This window comes from Parapedobacter koreensis, from assembly GCF_900109365.1.
Lineage (GTDB): Bacteria > Bacteroidota > Bacteroidia > Sphingobacteriales > Sphingobacteriaceae > Parapedobacter > Parapedobacter koreensis.
This window is the reverse complement of the sequence record NZ_FNZR01000003.1, coordinates 656,041-675,613: the sequence shown is the minus strand read 5'-3', so window position 1 is coordinate 675,613 and position 19,573 is coordinate 656,041. Positions and strand designations below refer to the sequence as shown.

Genomic DNA, 19,573 nt, shown 5'->3' with positions numbered 1-19,573 from the left:
AACTTATCCCCCCGAAAAGGGTGGCAATAAAGCAATTTCAGCCGCCTCGGTAAGCGGCGTATTTTGGCGGACAATTTTCCGGTCGACCGCTACCACATACGTGGCCTCCCGAAGTGCAGGATACTGCTCAAAGAGCCTCTGGCGGAGCTCGTCCGTGTCGCCTACCATAGGCACGGAAACCGTTGAACAGCCTGTGAGATCCATCAGCCGTCCAAAAAATTGCAGCGATAATGTGCCATTCACCATATGTTCGGCAAAAATAATTTAAATGAAGCCACAGCCAGCACCCCGGCCAGCAAAAATTTGATGGTCCGCTGCGGAAAACGCATAGCACCAAAATAAGATCCTAATAGTCCTCCGGAAAAGGCAACGACCACATAGGCGACCATATCCGTGCTGAATTGGATACCTTGGGTAAGTTGGCCCACCAAGCCAGATAGGGAATTGACAAAAATGAACAGTGCGCTGATGGCCGCTGCTTGTTTCTGGTCTGTCCATGCCAGCAATAGCAACACAGGCGATAGGATGACGCCACCACCGATACCCAGCATTCCTGAGAGCAGACCAATCGCAGCACCGATGAACAACAACCACCCGGTCTTAGGATTTATCGTCCGATTGACCTGAATATCACTGAAAAACAGAAAGCGAATAACGGGTATTAGCAAGAAAATCCCCAGCATCCTTTTATAAATATCTGATTGGATAGCCATCATCCCTCCTACAAACGCCATGGGTACCGAGGCTACCGCCAGCGGAACGAACAGTTTACGATTGAAGTAATGCCCACGGTAATAAAAAGTAAACGACGTCAGCGAAACAAACAGGTTGAGCAGCAGCGCCGTGGGCTTCATGACATCCGGTGTGACGCCAAACAGTGCCATCAGCGCCAAATAACCGCTGGCCCCGCCATGGCCAACCGATGAATACAAGAACGCTACGGCAAACAGCAATACATAAAACCAAAGTACACTATCCATAGCTGGGCAATAAATGAATATCAACTAATTCGTTCGCATCATAATGGCGCATAGCTTCATCGAGTACCACGAGGCAATTGGCAACGGCAAAGGTACGCATACGATAGGACTCCTGAGCAGGGAGAATCGTGGCATAACCATCCCGGTATACCCCCTTCAAAAAATGAGTGAGCTGGTTGTGTTTATCATATGCCGCCGCCAAAGGCACCCGCAAAGCAGTGAGTGTGTCATTATGTCCAGTAAGCTTACGCAGCTGGGGCCATACATACTGGTAGAAACAGGTCAATACGGAAGATGGGTTGCCAGGCAATCCGAATATCGGCTGATTAGCTTTTCGCCCTGCATAAAGCGGCTTTCCGGGCCGTTGTCTCACGCGGTGGAACAGTTGTTGCACGCCACAGCGGCTTGCAGCCTGCACTACAAAATCATATTCACCTACGCTGACACCTCCGGTAAGCAGCACCACATCCGAAACTTGCAATGCTGTGTCCAGCACTTTGATGGTTCCTTCCAACGTATCTTCCGCATAATAGACCTGTACGTCAGCAATGCCCATCTGAGCCAGCGCTGCCCGTAGCATGGATGAAGAAGCTTCATACACCTCACCGTGCAATAGTGGTTTCCCGGGTTGCTGTAGTTCGTCACCGGTGATGACCAATGCCACCGTCGGTAGTGCATAGACAACCACCTGATCACACCCCACGCCGGCAAGGAAACCGATTGCCGCAGCGGTAAGGGGCATACCCTGCACCAACGCGACTTCCCCCCTATTAATTTCAGCGCCACGTGTCCGTGTGTGATCGCCTTGCTTCAAATCTACCTGATCGATACGCAGTTGACCGCTAATCTCCTCAGTCCGTTCTTGCATGACCACCGTGTCCGTGCCTTCCGGCAGTGGCGCCCCCGTGAAAATACGCGCGGCCTCCCCCATTCCTACGGCCAGTTGGCCACTTGCTCCGGCGGGGATCTTGCCGACAACAGCCAGTGTAACGCCGGGCTTCCAATCGGCAAACGTGAATGCATAGCCGTCCATCGATGATTGATCAAAGGCCGGAACATCCACTTGAGCACAGACATCTTCTGCCAACACCTGACCCACCGCCTCCGGCAAGCTTTTGCGAACGGTCTTCCGCTCGAAAGCTTGCGCATTCAAAATAGCCTTAGCTTCGGCAACTGAAATGATTTGACTGCTTTGATATTTCCCGTTTGACATTATTGGCCCTTGTTTGTTTCGTGTACCGTCAGCGCAATTACCTGATAGCAGTTGCGGGTCGGTCGCAAATCCCCCGGCACAATGATTTGGAAAGACCCGCGGCTCGCTGGCAACGGTTGCCCATCCATCCGGTCTGCCAGTATCACTTCGTCTTCTGCATATGCACGGCCTAATTCAGCCAACGAAAAAACCACCTCGAACCCATCAGCCCCCCGTACCGTTAAATAGCGTTTGGCAATGTCTTTGGCATTCAGTTTTTCAGTAGAAACACCTACACTGTCGAGGAGTCGCCATAGGGCTACACCCTCATAACGCCGTATACCATCGCCGCTTCTATTGGGGATGCTGACCGAACTGCGAACCATTCCTTGCAGATCCGTCGCCGTAAGTTGCAAAGGAGCCGCTACATTCCCGCTGATTTCCATGGCGGGTTTAGCATCTTGGGCTGAAGCGACCGACATCCCGGTGATGACAACCGCTGTGGCCATTAGAAATTTTGATATCAATCGCATGTCGATTAAACTATTATCCCCCAATACTGATCATACTCCGATTCACAAGCTGATCGCCAATGATATTCTCAAAAGGCACATCCCCGAACTGTCCGCCGAGCTTCTCCGCTTTTCCTAAAATATTTTCCCTGATAAGGTGCTCAAGTGGCTTACCGCCACGCACTGCCGAAAGTAAGTCGCTTTCGGTCTTCGAAAACAGGCAGTTTTTCATCTTGCCATCGGCCGTGAGCCGCATGCGGTTACAACCGGCACAGAAGGGAGCACTCATCGTACTAATGACCGCGAACGTACCCCGATGGCCCGGTATTGCATAAGGTTGGCTCGTCGCATGTGGATCTTGGTGTAACGGAATAGCGGCATATCGCGCGGTGATCAGATCCATGATATCCTGCTTGGCAAACACTTGCTCGCCTGTCCACCGATTGCCCGCAAATGGCATAAATTCGATGAACCGCACATCGATAGGCTCGTCCTTCGTCCATGCCACGAAGTCAAGCACTTCATCGACATTAACCCCCTTCATCACCACCATGTTGATTTTTACCTGAAATCCGCGATCGATAGCCATCCGGATATTGCGCATGGTAAGACTAAATTTATCCCTACGGGTAAGCTGCTGAAATCGTTCTGGAGAAAGTGTATCCAGACTGATATTGAGGTTGCGTATACCGGCCAGTTGCAATGCGCCAACGTGCTGATGCAGCAAGGTAGCATTGGTGGTCAGCGTCAGCTCCACGGGCAATGCGGAAAGCCGCAACACGATATCATCAAAATCCCGCCGGGCCAAGGGCTCGCCTCCTGTAAGACGGATTTTGGTCACACCAAGCTCAACAAATACCTTGGCAATCATTTCGATCTCAGGTGGTTGCATCAGATGCTTCATGGGCATGAAATCGTAGCTTTCATCCGGCATACAATAGAAACATCGGAGATTACACACATCGGTAAGCGAAATGCGCAGGTAAGTATGTTTTCTATGGTAAGTATCCAGCATCATGATCAGCGCAAGTTAACAATATTTCCGCTAACAGTTTGTTGATAGGCCTCACGGGTATCCACGTCTACCGCCCCTTGGGGGAATGCCACAGTAGCGACTTCATCCCCAAAGCTTTCTATCACATGTTTTGCCCCGGTATCGCCTGTCAAGGTCAGTAATTTGGAAAAGACCGACCGATGAAAAAGTGCAGGCACCCCCTTTCTTCCAGCATAGTAGCTGGCAGTAACCGATGCTCCCGTCAACTGCTGCTTATGAATCAGCGCCTGTAGGTGCGCGGTATTGACATGCGGTTGGTCGCATAACATGACAAGCAGGTAGGATACATTTGGGTGATGCATCATAATATGCGTTAAGCCACTTACAATGGAGGTCGCCATACCCGATGCATAATCACCATTCGCAACGATAGTTACGTCAGCGCCTTCCAGCTGCTGTGCCATTGTTGCTGCTGCTGCCCCCAACACCACCACCGTATGTTCAGTCCCCACACCCAATGCTGCTTGGACAGCATGTTGCAATAATGTACGCCCTTGATAGGGCAACTGCTGCTTGGGTGTACCCATTCGTTTTGACTCGCCGGCGGCCAGTAGCAGGATGCCATATGCGTGTAAGGAAGGCGTAATGAGCGTCTGCCGCTGGTGTATCTTGCCGGTTAAACCCCGCAGGTGGCCGCCGTGTCGCCCGGCGAAGACGGCCTGTATCTCCGCCATGATAGCCAACGCAATTTCTTCGGACGTCTCCGCACCGATATCCAGACCGACAGGGCCGTAGATCGATGCGTAGCCCGTATGCGGAATAGCGGTGCTTTCTTCTGTTAACTCCTGCAGCATCCGCTGGCGTTTTGCTATGGGGCCCAATATGCCAATATAACGTGCACGGCTGCCGAGCACGGCTTTCAACATGGCTTTGTCGTAAGCATAGTTGTGCGACATCAAGACGATGGCCGTCCGGTCATCAATGACCACTTGTTTCAAGGCGGCATCGGGTTCCGATATGATCACCTGGCAGTCGGGAAAACGTCCGGCAGTGGCATAGGCTGGCCGACCGTCAATCAAGGTAATGTCCCACCCCAGCAATGCTGCCAGTTGTGCCAATGGCAACACATCGTTGCCTGCTCCGGCCACAATTAAAGCAGGCGCAGGGGCTACATAGGCTATGCAGGCGATTATACCCCCTTCCTCATGTACCGATTCATAGGCGATGAAAGCGGTATGCTGCCCCACCATTACGCGCTGAATATCCTGATTTATATGCTCATAAGGGATGGGAAGTGCAGCGTCCGTTGTATGAGCGTGTCCTGCAACCACAGCAATATAAGTACCCTGAGCACTGCTCTTTTTATTGCCAGGGGTGAAAAACGTCACCAATATCGATGGATCACGCTTTCCCACGATACGTTTCAACAACGAAATAGGTGTTTCTTCCATGTCGTCAGCTATAGGTTCTATCAATACACGGATGATACCGTTGCAGCCAAGCCCAATGCCCAGCACCGAACCGCCTTCTTCCGACGTGTCATAAGTGACCAGCATGGGGGTACCCTCCATCATGACCAGTAGGGCTTTACGCAGGGCATCCCCTTCGAGGCAACCGCCACTAATCGCTCCGGTGAGCCTGCCGTCTTCCGTAATCAACATACGCGCGCCTGGACTTCGATAAGAAGAGCCATCGATGTGCACAACGGTGGCCAGTGCCGATCGCTGCCGTTGCAAATGGGCACTTTCATATGCCGCAATAATTTGCTTGATTTCCTTCATCTAACTACCGGTATTCCAACTTAATTGGCCAACACTGTCGCTAAAACAACCTGCGTGAGCCGATCCACCACTTCGTCTATTTCTTCCGAATGCGTAAACCGCCCTAAGCTGATACGGATGGTGCGATCGGCCTCCGCATCGTCCAACCCCATCGCTTTCAACACGTGCGACGGTCGTTGCACGAGTCCAGAACAGGCACTACCACGGCTTAGCGCGAGATACGGCGACAAGGCCAGCAACACGTGTTCGGCATTGCCGTGGGGCAAGAGCAAATTGCTCACGTGGGGCAACCGCTCAATCTTCCCATTGATGATGACGTCCGGGATATTCTTCAGCACATCATGCTCCAGTCTGTCCCGGAATTGTTCCATCCGTTCCGCATCTGTCGCCATCTGGCTATAACACAGTTCCGCAGCTTTCCCAAATCCAACGATACCGGCTGTATTTAATGTACCGCTCCGCAGTCCTCCTTCATGGTTGCCTCCGTGCTGCTGAGGCGATAAGGTGGCTCGCAACTTCGGGTCATGGATCACAAGCGCTCCAACACCTTTTGGACCATACAGCTTATGTGCTGAGCAAGCTAAGAGATCAATGGCATCAGCTGCTACATGCACAGGTATCTTGCCGACAGCTTGCGTAGCATCACAAAGAAAAGGTATTCCATGATTCCGGGCGATGGCACCAATAGCCCTGACCGGATGAATGACCCCGGTTTCATTGTTGGCATACATCAGCGCAATGCAGATGGTGTCCTCACCAATTGAGGGCTCCAAAGCTTCCAATAAAAGTCTGCCTTGTCTATCAACATCGAGATAAGTTACCCGGTAGCCCCGTCTTTCTAAATAAGCACAAGTATCCAGCACCGCTTTATGCTCCGTCTTGCAGGTAATGATATGCTTGCCTTGTCCTGCCCTTGCTTCGGCAATCCCCTTCAGTGCCAAGTTGATGGATTCGGTAGCGCCCGAGGTAAAGACCACCTGATTGGCACGGGCACCCACCAGCCGGGCCACCTGCTCGCGTGCGTCTTCCACCGCTTCCCGGGCGTACCAGCCATAGCCATGATCGGCGCTCGCAGCATTGCCGTATTGCTGAGTAAAATAGGGCAGCATAGCATTCACCACCCGAGGATCGCATGGGGTTGTCGCGTTATAATCTAAATAGATGGGCTGTCGCTTCATTTTAGGCAAATAGTCCACTCTTGATAAAGGGCTGTGTCCGCAACCGTACGCCCGTAGCGGCAAATGCCGCGTTGGCCACCGCAGGACCCGCAGGCGGTAGCCCTGGCTCACCCAATCCGGTGGGGGCAATATCATTTTCGATAAATTGGATGTCAATCTCGGGCACTTCCGCCATACGAATCATGCGGTAGGTATTGAAATTCACCTGATCCGGCTTACCTCGCGTGAGGGTCAATTCGGGGTACATCGCATGGCCGATGCCATCGATGATACCGCCTTCCACGACATTTTCGGCACCACTTTTATTGACCACAATCCCACAGTCGACCGCACAATAAATTTTCTTGATTTTCAGTTTCCCATCGTCGCGCTTCTCCACCTCGGCTACCTGCGCGACGTAGGAGTTGAACGAATATTGGGCCGCGATGCCCTGGAAAATGTTCGGACCTTTGGATGCACCCCATCCGGCCATCTCCGCAGCTTTCTTAATAACGCCAGCAAAGCGATCGGGATCGTATTCCAATTCGCCTGTGGGTTGCTGCTTCGCTTGATCGAGTACTTCCAACCGGAAAGCTACCGGATCTTTTCCGACGGCGTGGGCAACTTCATCAAAAAATGATTGTTCGGAAAAGGCAATAAAATTGTGGATAGGCCCGCGCCACGGAGCGGTGGTCACCGGTGTTTTGTATTCCTGCGCATCTACCTGCAAATTGGGTACGGCGCCTGCGGGGAAACTGCCCGCCCGTGCGGGACTGCCCGTCGTGCCAACGGATTGATGTTGCCATGCCGTAAGCCGTCCGTCGGCATCCACCGCTGCCTTATACCGGTAAGTACACATTGGCCGGTAATAGCCGCCGCCCATATCATCTTCGCGAGACCAGATTAAGTTTACAGGCACTCCCGCCGCCTTGGAAACCAATGTCGCTTCTTCAACAAAATCAGACATGAGGCGCCGCCCGAAGCCGCCGCCCATGCGGGTCATCATCACTGTTACCTTTTCTTCCGGCATATCCACGAGCTTTGCTACCGTGGTCCGTGTGCGTTCCGGTGTCTGTATCGGGCCATAGAGCTCCACTCCATCGGCACGTACGTCGGCAAAAAAGTTCATCGGCTCCATGGTATTGTGTGCCAAGAAAGGAGCTTCATATACTGCCTCGAAAACCTTGGTCCCGCCACTTTGATATGCCCGTTGTACGTCGCCATCCTTGCGTTGCGGATTACCTGCGGGACGCTTCGCCACGGTTTCACGGAAATTGCGTAGGTAATCGGCTGTGCTTTCCATAGTAGGGCCATCTTCCCATTCGGCCTTAATTTTTTTTGCTCCCTGCATCACTTCCCAGGTCGATCGGCCCAATACGGCAATTTTGTTATCGATACGGAGTACTTTTTCAACGCCCTGCTGTTGCATCGCTTCGGTGTCGTCATAAGATTTTAATGTCTGGCCAAAGGCAGGAGGGCGCACGAGGGCAGCATACTTCATTCCCTCACGCTTGGTATCTATACCGTATTTGTATTGCCCCGTCACAATGGCCCGGTTGTCTACATTCGGGATCCATTGGCCAATAATGGCAAAAGACGTAATGGATTTCACGGCTGCGTCAGCCGGAACTTCCATAGTCGCGGCCTGTTCAACCAGTTTGCCATAGCCAAGTTTCTTGCCCGAATCAGCATGCACTACTTGTCCCTTTTCCGTCGTGCAGCTTTCCGGTGCCACACCCCACGTGGCTGCCGCCGCATTGATGAGCATCTGCCGCGCGGTAGCGCCCGCTTTGCGGAAAGACTCCCAACTGTCGCGGATGGAGCCACTGCCTCCAGCAATTTGGCGTCTATATTTTTCAGTATCCAATCCAGCCTGTTCCACCTTCACAGCCTTCCAATCCACGTCGAGCTCTTCGGCTACCAGCATGGGCAAGGCAGTCTTTACTCCCTGCCCGATTTCCGGATTGGGATTCATCAGGGTGATTGCTCCATTGGTATCTATTTTAACAAATGCATTCAGATCATATATCACGCCTTCTCCTTGTTGCGGGCTGCACGAAGAAAAAAGGTTGAAGCCCAATACGAGACCTCCCCCGGCGAAAGCGCTGATGCGGATAAAATCCCTTCTGCTTACGGTATGTTGTTGCGTGTTCATTATTTTGCTTTTTTAAAATTGTCAATCCACTAATTGCACGGCAATCAGCCTACTCGCTAAACCTCTTCGGCAGCCAGCCTAATGGCTTTTTTGATGCGGTTGTATGTACCGCAACGGCAAATGTTGGTCATGGACGCATTGATATCTTCATCCGTTGGATTCGGATTTTGTTTTAGGAGTGCCACAGCTGTCATGATTTGTCCCGCCTGGCAATAGCCGCATTGAGGTACATCGATCGTCTCCCATGCCTGCTGTACGGGGTGGCTGCCATCGTCGGAAAGCCCTTCGATCGTGGTGATGGGCTGGTTGACGACACTTTCCACCGGAATGGAGCACGACCGCACCGCAGCGTCTCCTACATGTACAGTACATGCGCCGCACTGGGCAATGCCGCATCCAAACTTTGTGCCCGTGAGGCCAATGAAATCACGAAGTACCCACAGCAACGGCATCTGTGGGTCAGCATCTACCTCGTATTCCTTTCTGTTGACGGTTAGCTTTAATGTTGCCATAATTATTTAGTTAGTTAGTTGTTTTTTAATCCTTGAGGAATCATGGGCAGTTTATGCAACTTGATACCCGTCGCATCAGCAATCGCATTACGTATAGCGGGAGCAGTACCTACAATCGGCGTTTCACCGGCTCCAGCCGAAGGGACATCTTTTCTACCTATTAATACAATGTCCAGTGGCGGAATATCAGAAAAGCGGGGTACCCGGTAGCTGGATAACGTGGGATTCAAGATACGGCCATCCCGGAAGTCGATTTCTTCGAATAATGCGCCACCAAGCCCTTGCAAAATGGCGCCAAGCACCTGATTCTCTAAATGTTTGGGGTTGACAATTGCCCCGCAATCATAGGCAGCCACCAACCGGATTACATGCAGTTGTTCATCCGAGCGGTCATAGGCCACTTCTGCGCAAGTGGCGATATAGGAATTCTTTACGAAACCACAGGCAATGCCGAATCCATGCCCGGCCGCCTTCGCTTCTTTCCAGCCAAACCGCTCTGCCGCAGTTTCCAATACGGCCTGCATACGTTCGTCTGTCAATTGGCGCAATCGGAAATCCAAGGGATCAACCCGCAGTTGCCTCGCTAAGTCGTCCATCATGCATTCGATGGCAAATACGTTAGCCGTAGCAGCAAGCCCCCGGTACGACCCCTGCTTCAGCGGTGTCCGGGAAGGATGATATTGGATGTGCTTCGTCCTCGCCCGGTAAGGGAAGTCGATACCTGCATTGCCCGAATTGTAATTATGAAACTCCCAAGAGGCGATCGAACCGTCGCTATCCAACGCTGCGGCGACTTCAATAAGCCCTGCAGGCCGGAAGTACGCCCACTTAAATTCTTCTTCGCGCGTCCATACGACTTTCACCGCTTTGCCTACCGCTTTAGCCAGCCGCGCAGCCTCTACAGCTGCTTCACCGCTGTGCTTGCCCCCATAGGCCGACCCTGTATCGGGCATGATCACCCGCACCTGTTCTTTAGCCACGGAAAATGCCCCGGCGAGTTCCTCTTGCACACCGAAAGGCCGTTGAGTGCCCGTCCATACGGTCAGCTGGCTGCCATCCCATTGGGCAACCGCCGCTCGCGGCTCCAAGGGGACATGCGCGATATATTGGACTTCCACTCGGTGTTCCAAACGGTTTTCCGATGCATCAAACACGCGGCGGGTCTCCCGCTGTGTACCGTCATCTTCCCTGCCCTGCTGGGCATTTTCCTTCAAGTAGGAAAAAATATCCGCCTTCGACGGTTGCGGGGATGCATCCCACTGTACCGATATCGCGGCCAGCGCATTGGTTGCCATTTGTGGATCGGGCGCGACTACGCCAATGAAATCGCCCGCTTCCACAACGGTCACACCAGGAATAGTCCTTGCTTTTTCGATATCGGCAGCAACCAACGTCATTCCGTAGGCCGGGGCACGGAGTATTTTTCCGTAGACCATATCGGGCAATGCCATGTCCGACGTATACTGGTGTTTGCCCGTGACGAAATCATGCCCGTTTACTTTAGGCACCGACGTACCGGCCACCGTCCAGCTATCGGCAGCGATTAGGGCCACCTCTTCGTCTATGGGAAGCAATAGCTTCTCACCACGGGTAAGAGAACCGTATGGCAACGTGCTGTTTGACGCATCGTGGACAATCTCCCCTGCTTCGGTCCGAAGGGATTCCACAGGCACCTTTAACGCCTTCGCAGCTTTCTCCAACAATGCTTTTCGGAGAGAAGCCGCTGCCTTCCGCAACTGCGGCCCCATATAAGGTATGCTACGGCTCCCAAACGTGCCCGCATCGTACGGGGTCATCAATGTATCTCCCATTATCATGGTGATGCGCTGTATGGACACGAAAAGCTCCTCGGCTACCACCTGCGCCAACGACGTCCGGATATTCTGTCCGACCTCTACTTTACCGGTAAATACCGATACTTTTCCGTCTTCATGGATGTGAATCCAAGCTGCGATCGAATCGTCGTCAACCGTCAAATCCTTTCCAACAGCAGGCGAATCTGCCCAACCGTATATGCATGACTGGGACACCACAACGGCGACGCCACCGCCAAGCAACCTGAAAAAATTCCGTCTGGTGATGGTAGCCGTATTTTCCAATGTTGCTGTGGTCGATTTGTCCATGGCCTTATTTTATTAAGATTGTGCGTTACTTATCGCTTTCATGATACGCGGGTAGGCACAGCATCGGCAGATATTGACTTGCATGGCGTCAATAATTTCTTGCCGACTTGGTCTTGGGTTTCTATTTTTCAGTGCAACCGCAGAAATGACCATGCCCGATGTACAATAAGCACATTGAAAGGCGTCTTCGTCCAAAAACGCCTGTTGTATGGGATGAAGCCGACCGTCTTTCGCCAACCCTTCAATGGTAACCACTTCCTTATGCTGCACACTGGCGACCGGTGTGATACACGATGGTGTGGCATGCCCATCAACGAGCACCCGGCAGGCACCGCAGACACCTTCCCCACAACCATATTTGCTGCCCGTGAGTTTCAGGTAAATCCGCAGTGTGTCCAATAAACTGGTAGTCTCCGGCACATCAATGTCATAAACATGGCCATTTATGTGAAGTTTCATAATCAGGAGTTTAAACGTGAGACCTTTTCCCTATTGATACATGGTATCAAATATAACAGTAACGGAGAATTTATGCAAACCGGTGACTTTATTGTTACGCTTGGGATTGCGCCTCAACCTGCATTGCCTTGATTGGCGGTAAGTTGTTTAATTGCTTTTAACATAGGGCTATCGTGTATTTTTCTGTACTAATTCTTCAATCCGTTGCGTTACATAGTCTACATACCGACTTTCTTCCCGGGGAGGATTCTGTTTGAGGTATAGACGGTAATACCGCAGGGCATTGCGTGTATCGCTGAGCTTGCGATCATACAACACGGCAAGGCTGTAATAGTGCATGGGTATCACTTCAAATTGGAAACTGCGCAGGTAATTTGAAGCCGAGGCCGACGGTTGGTTGGCCAAGTCATGCAAATCGGCCTTGCGCCCATAATAAAAGGCAGTGTTGGGCGAAATCGCTAATTCCAGCACCTTGTCCATAGATTCCAGCGCTTCCTCATATTGCTTCGTTGCCTTATAAGCCATGGCAAGGTAGTAATAATCAATCTCGCCCATCCGACCATGAAGTTCCAGCAGCCGTTCGTAAGTTTGCTCGCATTTAATAAAATCGTCCGTATGGAAATACCCCTTGGCCAGCAAGGCCAGTACCTGCTGGCTTTCATCGGCCAATTCCACCAGGCGCTCCCCCAACGCCACCATCTCCGGATATTGTTTCAGTTTATCAGCTACTTGCAATTTTCCGAGCAACAGCATGCCATGCTGGGGATCAGCAGCCAATGCTAGTTGCAAAACGGTGTCCGCCTCGGTGTAGCGCTCCAGATCCATACACAGTCGGGCAAAGTCATAAGCAATATCGCTATTTGTTGGTTGTATGTGGTTTGCCCTTTTCAGATACCCATACGCTATTTCCAAATCCCCACGCCTTCGCATCAGTCCAGAAAGGGCATCGTATACATCCGCGCGGTTGCTATCTATCGCAACGATACGCTGGTAATAGTTTATTGCAGCCGGATATTGACCCCGTTGGATGTTGATAGCAGCCAAATTCAACAGTGTGGAAACGTTCGAGCTGTCCTGGTCATACAGGCGCATATAATATAATGTGGCCTTGCCGTAGTCACCCGCCATGCGGTAACTGTAGCCCAGGCGGCTCAGTATTGTAGGTTCGGCTATGGTGTCTGGATAAAAACTCCGGAGGTACTCGGCGGCCTCATGATACTGCTGGTTCTGATAAAGCTCAACTAATCGGCCATTATCCAACTCCTGACTTTGGGCTATCCCTACTACGGCCGACAGCCAAGTGCAAAGTCCAATGGTAACATAAGTGATGTCTTTCATAATCGAATACGTTTGTTGTTAAGCAAATCCTGTCAAACGACGCATTAATAACTAAAGTATTCGCAATATAACTAATGTGTTAGTTAAAACAAAACCTTTTTTGCTTTTTCCTGTTTTCATTAAAATAAAAGGCATATTATGGACACATTGAAAAAATTCGAATTGATGGAGAAAATCGTCCGAGAGCTGGAAGATTTAAAGCGGAGCCAACAGGCGGTATTGGAAAAAATAGGCAAGGTGGAAGTAGACAATATTGAACTGGGAGACAGTCGGCTGGAAAATGTATTGCCTGATATCTATCAGCGCACAGCCGAAAATTCGGATGCCATTACCGAACTGTTGAGTGGTTTCGCGGAGAAAGCCGAGACCTTTGCCGCAAAACATAATGTCGACCAACTAAGGTTGCAACAAGAATTATCCGGTAACCGAAACACCTGATCGCCATTATTGCCTAACGGGCCACTCACCCGTTAGGGTCGTGTATAAAAAATAAAAGTCCCGATTGCTCAACAATCAGGACCTTTTAAGTTTATAATTAGTCGGTTTGCGCAATAAAAATATGGAAAATTAGGTGACATTTCCAACTAATTTATTCAAAAAAGTCATATTTTTTTACAAAAACAACACAATTAATTGAAAATCAAATAAATACAATACTTATTTAGTGGTCGTAAAAAATCGAGTGAAATACAACAATTGATACCCTATCGACTGTTTCCAATAGGCCCAGTTATGCGCCCCCGGTCCCGTGATATACATATGCGGAATGTTCCTGTCCAACAATTTCCGATGCAAGCGTTCGTTTACACCATAGAAGAAATCCTCTGTTCCACAATCAATTATTAATGCCAAAGCATTCGGGGTAAGGCGATGTGTCATATTAATGACCGTATATTCTTCCCAGCGGTCTGGGTATTGGGCATAGCTTCCCAATCGTTTGGCCATATCCCAATTGAGCGGAAAAGGCCGGATATCTACCCCACCGGCCGTACTGCCGGCGGCACCGTAAACGTCCAAATGCCTCATAGCTAAATAAAGCGCGCCGTGTCCCCCCATGCTTAAGCCGGTGATGGCACGGCCTTTCGGACTTCTGATGGTATGATATTGGGCATCCACCCATGCAACCAATTCGTTGGACACGAAGGTTTCATATCGAAACGATTGATCTACCGGGCTATCCCAATACCAACTGCTGAAGCCACCATCCGGGCATACGATGATAAAGCGATGAAGGTCGACGGTATTTTTTAATTCCGGGACATTGTTTACCCAATCGGAATAGTTGCCGCCATAACCATGCAATACATACACCACCGGCAATGTGTCTTTAATGGTATACCCATCCGGTGTAATAATCACAGCCTTAATCGTTTTATCCATGACCTTACTGGGTACGGATACGGTATCTACTTTAGCGGCATGGGCGTTTGTGATGCCCAACATGAGCATTGCAATGAACAAGGAAACTTTTGTTTGCATATCGAATAATGTTGGTATAACCCGTGTGTTATAATCGTTTGTAAAAATATAAAATTACGTCCATGCCGAAGGCTTTTTCACTCAATGTGTAATAACTTTTCCCATCACGGGAAAAGGCAATCGCCTCCCCCTGCGGCTCCGGGAGGTAAGGCAACCTTATTCCGGGCCTGCTCAGCATCTGCGGCACGGATTCGCCAGGTCTTCGCGTCCAATAAAACACACCCAGCAAATTTTTCATCAACAATTCCCTACCATCCACACTGATATCCGCTGCGGTAATGAACGTAAGTGGCAAGCTCGCCGTTTTCCGAAGGATTAAGGTGTCTCTGGGAACATCCGGCAGATCTGTCCAATACACCCCCACGGCTGGTTCCCGCTTGCTAATAAGATAAAGCCGTCCATCCAGGGGATCGAAAAACAGCGATTCGGCATCTCGCGGACCATCTTCGTATTTCAATGTAAAAGAGGCTATCTTATTCTTGGGAATTGTATCCACCGTTGGCGAATGATCAACTAGCTTGGGTTCCTCAAAAACATGTATGGTTATGGAACGACGTTTCGCCCCGTTGTCGCCAATATCTCCAACTATCAAATAATGTGTCCCCTGTCGCTCCATCATCCCGATATCTTCCCAATCATGGGCTACAATCCCTTGTAGGTAGTAGGTCTTTTTATGGTTAGCCGAATCATCGATGAGAAATATTCGTGCTTTATCGCCGCTGTCATTATGTGTCCAAAAATACCTTGGGTTTTCTCCGGAAGCAACTAACCCAGATGCCTCATTGATGCTGCCATTTGTGATTTTACCAACAGCTTGCCGTTCGCCAAATGCCGTTTCACTTTGCCCAAATGCGCAATTAACCAGCATACTGGCCAATACCAATGCACAAATCAAATAGTCTGTCCGCATGAAGGCCAAAGTACGAATTAATTTCCGGCCAAAACATTTTCCCTATCTTTGTGTCCAAATTTATGCCCTATGCATGTACATCAGTTTTACGACAACGGGTTGTCCCATGCCTCTTACGCCATCGTCAGCGATGGCCAGATGGCTGTAATAGATCCGGCACGTGATCCACAGCCTTATTTGGATTATGCAGCACAACACCATGTGGCAATTACTGTTGTCATTGAAACGCACCCCCATGCCGATTTTGCCAGCTCGCACTTGGAATTGCATCGGCTTACTGGAGCAACCATCTATGCCAGTAAGTTAGTGGGTGCCGAATACCCCCACGTGCCATTCGACGATGGCGACGAGATTGCCTTGGGTGAATATACGCTAAGCGCCATCAATACACCCGGGCATTCACCCGATAGCATCTGCATTTTATTGTTGGATGTTCATGGCAATCCTTATGCGGTATTTACCGGCGACACACTTTTCGTCGGGGATGTGGGCCGACCCGATTTAAGGGAGAATGTAGGAAACATTACCACTAAAGCCATCGCATTAGCTAAGCAACTGTATCATTCCTTACGCGAGAAACTGGTGACACTTCCCGCACATGTCTTGGTCTATCCTGCCCATGGTCCGGGATCACTTTGCGGAAAAAACATGGGAAGTGACCGTTATAGTACCATTGGAAAAGAACTTCATGACAATTACGCTTTGCAGCCGATGAGTGAGGACGAGTTTGTAGCGTTAGCCATCGAAAGACAGCCGTTTATTCCCAGTTATTTTGAATTTGATGTATTGCTCAATAAGAAGGGTGCAAGCGCATTCCAAGCAAGTATCGATGCAATTCCCCTACTCCATGATTTAGCTGAAATAAGCATAGGTACCCTTATCATTGATGGCAGGCCACAGATACAATTCAGAGCAGGGCATTTACCCGGCAGCATCAATATACCTGACGGGCTGCGGTTTGAAACGTGGCTGGGGACGGTCGTTCATCCCGGTGAATCGTTCTATCTATTTGCTGAGGATATCAGGCAACTACGGACACTCCTTGAAAAGGCAGCCAAAATTGGCTACGAGCAGCAAGTGAAAGGCCAATTTGTAATCGCTGGAGGGCCGATACAGACGGTTCCGTTTGATGCTGAGTATTTTAAAAACCATCAGGAAGATTATACCATCGTGGATATCCGGAACCGTGATGAAGCGGAAACCAATCCGATTTTTAAATCGTCCATCAACATCCCCTTGCCTGAACTTCGTGGACAAGCGCACTTAATTTCCACCGTTCGGCCGATTGCCGTGCATTGTGCAGGCGGATACCGATCGGCTATCGGTTCGAGTATCGTCGCGGCTGCACTAGCCGATGCCGAGGTACAGGACATGAGTACGGCCATTCTGGATTTTGTCCCTACGACATGATGCGGCTGTTCGTTACATTGATGGGGCTGGCCTTGGGGAATGGACAGCAAGACACGACCCTTAACCCCGAATTTGCCACTTGGCTAAATCGTGCCTATCGGCACACTGTGCCAACAATTACTACAACCGATCTGAAAACAATGATGAAACAGGGTGTCGTTATACTCGATACACGGGAACAAACGGAATTTGATATAAGCCACATGAAGCATGCCCGGCATGTCGGCTATGTGTGGTTTGATATGCGCAAAGTCTACGATATTCCCAAGACTGATACCATCGTTGTCTATTGCGCTATTGGCAACCGCAGCGAACGTATTGGCGAAAAATTGCAAAAAGCGGGTTATCAGCACGTGTACAACCTATTTGGCGGCATTTATGAATGGATAAACCAATACAATCCTGTGTACAACGCCAGCAACATACAGACCACTGAAATCCATGTCTATGACGTCAGCTGGGCGCGATGGCTTCAAAACGGATCGCGGAGGTACGACAATTAAAGTGGTAAAATGCCAATGCTATGCGATCGCGTGTTCCTTGGCTGCAAGGTATCGCTCAGCTTCCAGTGCAGCCATGCAACCTGAGCCAGCTGCGGTCACCGCTTGGCGGTAAATATGATCTTGTACATCACCACACGCAAATACACCATCGATATTCGTCCGCGTACTGCCTGATTTGGTGATCAGGTAACCGTTGGTATCCATATCCAAGATGTCCTGGAAAAGCTCGGTATTGGGCTTATGTCCGATGGCAACGAAAAACCCTGTCACCGGAATTAATTTTTCTTCAAGGGTCTGATTATTATACACCAATACACCGGTGACATTCTGCCCGTCGCCGACGATTTCTTTCGCTTCCGTACTGTAATGTATTTCAATGTTCGGCGTATTCAACACACGGTGCTGCATGGCCTTGGAAGCACGAAAGTCATCCCTGCGTACAAGCATATGCACTTTATTGGCGAGCTTGGCCAAATATGTTGCCTCTTCTGCGGCGGTATCCCCTGCTCCCACGATAGCTACATCTTGCTTCCTGAAAAAGAAACCATCGCAAACCGCGCAAGCAGATACACCAAAACCATTGTATTTTTGCTCGCTTTCAAGCCCCAGCCATTTCGCTGTGGCCCCGGTGGCAATGATGACAGTTTCGGCCGTCACTGTTTTTTCGCCATCTACCACTACTTTGTGGACGTCACCTGAAAAATCTACGGAAGTGATGTAGCCAAAACGTATATCGGTGCCAAATCGCTCTGCCTGCTTTCTGAAATCCTCCATCATCTGCTGGCCTTGCACACCGTCAGGATAACCGGGAAAATTCTCCACATCTGTCGTTTGGGTAAGCTGGCCACCTGGCACAATACCTGTATAGAGGACAGGCCTAAGATCAGCCCGGGCGGCATAAATGGCTGCTGTATAACCTGCCGGGCCGGAGCCTATGATTAAACATTTTACATGTTCGTTCTCTTGTGACATAAGTTATTTATTTAACATGCAAAAATACGGCTTTCCTTTGGCTAATTCAACATGCGTTTGTCATTTCCCAAACTTCTCCTGTAAGCTCTTCAGCATGTCCGCAGTTATCGGTCCCGTTTTTGGTTTAGGGCGTTGGTGCTGTTGCTTGTAATCACGTTTTTCCTGATTGGGTGAAGCAACCATAGGTGCCGACTTCACCGCTGTATCCGACTTATTGGCGATGACGCGCTGCTCCTTCTGTTTTGCTCGAAACCGTTGCCATATTTTGTCCAAGCATTTTTTTGTATACAATGGGAAATCGCCTTGCATCATCCATGAATAGTAACTGGGTTCAATGGTAAAAACTTCTTCTACGGACCGGCCTTTGTGTTTTCCGAAATTGAATACTTCGTCACCTTGTTCGTTGAACACCATTCTTCCCGCAAAATCCACCGGACGGCTTAAGTTGGTAAAGCGGTGTAAAGCTTCCACATCATTGACTACCGGTACGCTTCTATTGCCGAGTTTGTCTTCCCATTCTGTGCCTTGATAACGATCCAATTGCGATTTCAACACTTCATATGTTGCTCTTACATCGCTTTCCGCGCTGTGGGCATTGTCCAGATTACTGTCGCAATAGAAGCGATAGGCAGCTTTCAATGTACGTTGTTCCATCTGGTGGAAGATATTTTGTACATCGACGAAGTGCCGGCCATCCAATGAAAAATCTACACCTGCACGGATAAATTCCTCCATCAACATGGGAATGTCAAATTTATTGGAGTTGTATCCCGCCAAATCTGCATTACCAATGAAATCCGCCAGTTCACGCGCTACATCTTTGAAGACTGGTGCTTCCTTGATATCTTCGTCATAAATGCCATGAAATAGCGATGATTCCACCGGTATGGGGATTCCGGGATTTATTCGCAACGTTTTCACCGCTTCACGGCCATCCGGAGAAACCTTGAGGATGGAAATTTCCACAATGCGATCGACAGAAACATTCACGCCTGTTGTCTCCAAGTCAAAAAACGCCAAGGGACGGTTTAATTTGAGATTCATGCTACATTTGTTTTGCGGAGTGCTTTAGGTATAGATAAACTACTAATTGAAA

The 19,573-nt window shown here is 49.9% G+C and carries 19 protein-coding genes; 3 read left to right on the top strand and 16 right to left on the bottom strand.

Features of this window, described 5'->3' with window-relative positions:
• Nucleotides 1-3 precede the first annotated feature (3 nt).
• The 12 genes from BMW65_RS10710 to BMW65_RS10655 form a co-directional block, all read right to left on the bottom strand.
• The gene (locus tag BMW65_RS10710; protein WP_090605204.1) at nt 4-246 is read right to left on the bottom strand and encodes a MoaD/ThiS family protein; all 243 of its coding nucleotides are present in this window, start codon (nt 244-246) and stop codon (nt 4-6) included.
• A complete protein-coding gene (locus BMW65_RS10705; RefSeq protein WP_090605203.1) occupies nt 240-980 on the bottom strand; it encodes a sulfite exporter TauE/SafE family protein in 741 nt (246 codons plus the stop codon). The genes BMW65_RS10710 and BMW65_RS10705 overlap by 7 nt, the downstream gene beginning before the upstream one ends.
• A complete protein-coding gene (locus BMW65_RS10700) occupies nt 973-2,193 on the bottom strand; it encodes a molybdopterin molybdotransferase MoeA (RefSeq protein WP_090605201.1) in 1,221 nt (406 codons plus the stop codon). Before BMW65_RS10700 ends, BMW65_RS10705 begins: the two co-directional genes overlap by 8 nt.
• Nucleotides 2,193-2,681 (bottom strand): molybdopterin-dependent oxidoreductase, encoded by a 489-nt coding sequence (locus BMW65_RS10695; protein WP_177181081.1) that lies wholly within the window; start codon nt 2,679-2,681, stop codon nt 2,193-2,195. The genes BMW65_RS10700 and BMW65_RS10695 overlap by 1 nt, the downstream gene beginning before the upstream one ends.
• A 37-nt stretch (nt 2,682-2,718) precedes the next feature.
• Nucleotides 2,719-3,702: a GTP 3',8-cyclase MoaA gene (gene moaA, locus BMW65_RS10690; RefSeq protein ID WP_090605198.1), complete on the bottom strand. Its 984-nt coding sequence runs from the start codon at nt 3,700-3,702 to the stop codon at nt 2,719-2,721.
• Nucleotides 3,703-3,704: 2 nt separating this feature from the next.
• A complete protein-coding gene (locus BMW65_RS10685) occupies nt 3,705-5,459 on the bottom strand; it encodes an NTP transferase domain-containing protein (protein WP_090605197.1) in 1,755 nt (584 codons plus the stop codon).
• A 20-nt stretch (nt 5,460-5,479) separates the two neighbouring features.
• The gene (locus BMW65_RS10680) at nt 5,480-6,637 is read right to left on the bottom strand and encodes a cysteine desulfurase family protein (RefSeq protein WP_090605195.1); all 1,158 of its coding nucleotides are present in this window, start codon (nt 6,635-6,637) and stop codon (nt 5,480-5,482) included.
• Nucleotide 6,638: 1 nt separating this feature from the next.
• The gene (locus BMW65_RS10675) at nt 6,639-8,771 is read right to left on the bottom strand and encodes a xanthine dehydrogenase family protein molybdopterin-binding subunit (protein ID WP_090605193.1); all 2,133 of its coding nucleotides are present in this window, start codon (nt 8,769-8,771) and stop codon (nt 6,639-6,641) included.
• Nucleotides 8,772-8,827: 56 nt separating this feature from the next.
• Nucleotides 8,828-9,283, bottom strand: coding sequence for a (2Fe-2S)-binding protein (locus tag BMW65_RS10670; protein ID WP_090605192.1), 456 nt, complete (start codon nt 9,281-9,283; stop codon nt 8,828-8,830).
• Between the two features lie 14 nt (nt 9,284-9,297).
• Nucleotides 9,298-11,406 carry a xanthine dehydrogenase family protein molybdopterin-binding subunit gene (locus BMW65_RS10665; RefSeq protein ID WP_090605190.1) on the bottom strand — a complete coding sequence of 703 codons (2,109 nt, stop codon included), beginning with the start codon at nt 11,404-11,406 and terminating at the stop codon, nt 9,298-9,300.
• 12 nt (nt 11,407-11,418) lie between these two features.
• Nucleotides 11,419-11,865: a (2Fe-2S)-binding protein gene (locus BMW65_RS10660; protein ID WP_090605188.1), complete on the bottom strand. Its 447-nt coding sequence runs from the start codon at nt 11,863-11,865 to the stop codon at nt 11,419-11,421.
• Between the two features lie 168 nt (nt 11,866-12,033).
• Complete coding sequence (locus BMW65_RS10655) at nt 12,034-13,203, bottom strand: tetratricopeptide repeat protein (RefSeq protein ID WP_090605187.1); 1,170 nt, start codon at nt 13,201-13,203, stop codon at nt 12,034-12,036.
• A 138-nt stretch (nt 13,204-13,341) separates the two neighbouring features.
• Between BMW65_RS10655 and BMW65_RS10650 the strand changes: the two genes are divergently transcribed.
• Nucleotides 13,342-13,641, top strand: a complete 300-nt coding sequence (locus BMW65_RS10650) for a hypothetical protein (RefSeq protein WP_090605185.1) — start codon at nt 13,342-13,344, stop codon at nt 13,639-13,641.
• 219 nt (nt 13,642-13,860) lie between these two features.
• Here the strand turns inward: BMW65_RS10650 and BMW65_RS10645 are convergent, their stop codons facing one another.
• Both BMW65_RS10645 and BMW65_RS10640 read right to left on the bottom strand, forming a co-directional pair.
• A complete protein-coding gene (locus BMW65_RS10645; RefSeq protein WP_090605184.1) occupies nt 13,861-14,682 on the bottom strand; it encodes an alpha/beta hydrolase in 822 nt (273 codons plus the stop codon).
• A 28-nt stretch (nt 14,683-14,710) separates the two neighbouring features.
• Nucleotides 14,711-15,592: a hypothetical protein gene (locus tag BMW65_RS10640; RefSeq protein WP_090605182.1), complete on the bottom strand. Its 882-nt coding sequence runs from the start codon at nt 15,590-15,592 to the stop codon at nt 14,711-14,713.
• Between the two features lie 69 nt (nt 15,593-15,661).
• Here BMW65_RS10640 and BMW65_RS10635 point away from each other — a divergent pair, with 69 nt between their 5' ends.
• Both BMW65_RS10635 and BMW65_RS10630 read left to right on the top strand, forming a co-directional pair.
• Entirely contained in the window at nt 15,662-17,002 is a 1,341-nt protein-coding gene (locus tag BMW65_RS10635; RefSeq protein ID WP_090605180.1) for an MBL fold metallo-hydrolase, read from the top strand.
• Complete coding sequence (locus tag BMW65_RS10630; protein ID WP_090605179.1) at nt 16,999-17,505, top strand: rhodanese-like domain-containing protein; 507 nt, start codon at nt 16,999-17,001, stop codon at nt 17,503-17,505. Before BMW65_RS10635 ends, BMW65_RS10630 begins: the two co-directional genes overlap by 4 nt.
• Before the next feature lie 18 nt (nt 17,506-17,523).
• On the opposite strand, the gene trxB is transcribed toward BMW65_RS10630, so the two are convergent.
• Together trxB and BMW65_RS10620 are read right to left on the bottom strand one after the other, a co-directional pair.
• Complete coding sequence (gene trxB / locus BMW65_RS10625; protein ID WP_090605177.1) at nt 17,524-18,477, bottom strand: thioredoxin-disulfide reductase; 954 nt, start codon at nt 18,475-18,477, stop codon at nt 17,524-17,526.
• 60 nt (nt 18,478-18,537) lie between these two features.
• On the bottom strand, nt 18,538-19,521 hold the full coding sequence (locus BMW65_RS10620; RefSeq protein WP_090605175.1) for a 3'-5' exonuclease: 984 nt from the start codon (nt 19,519-19,521) through the stop codon (nt 18,538-18,540).
• Between the last annotated feature and the right edge of the window lie 52 nt (nt 19,522-19,573).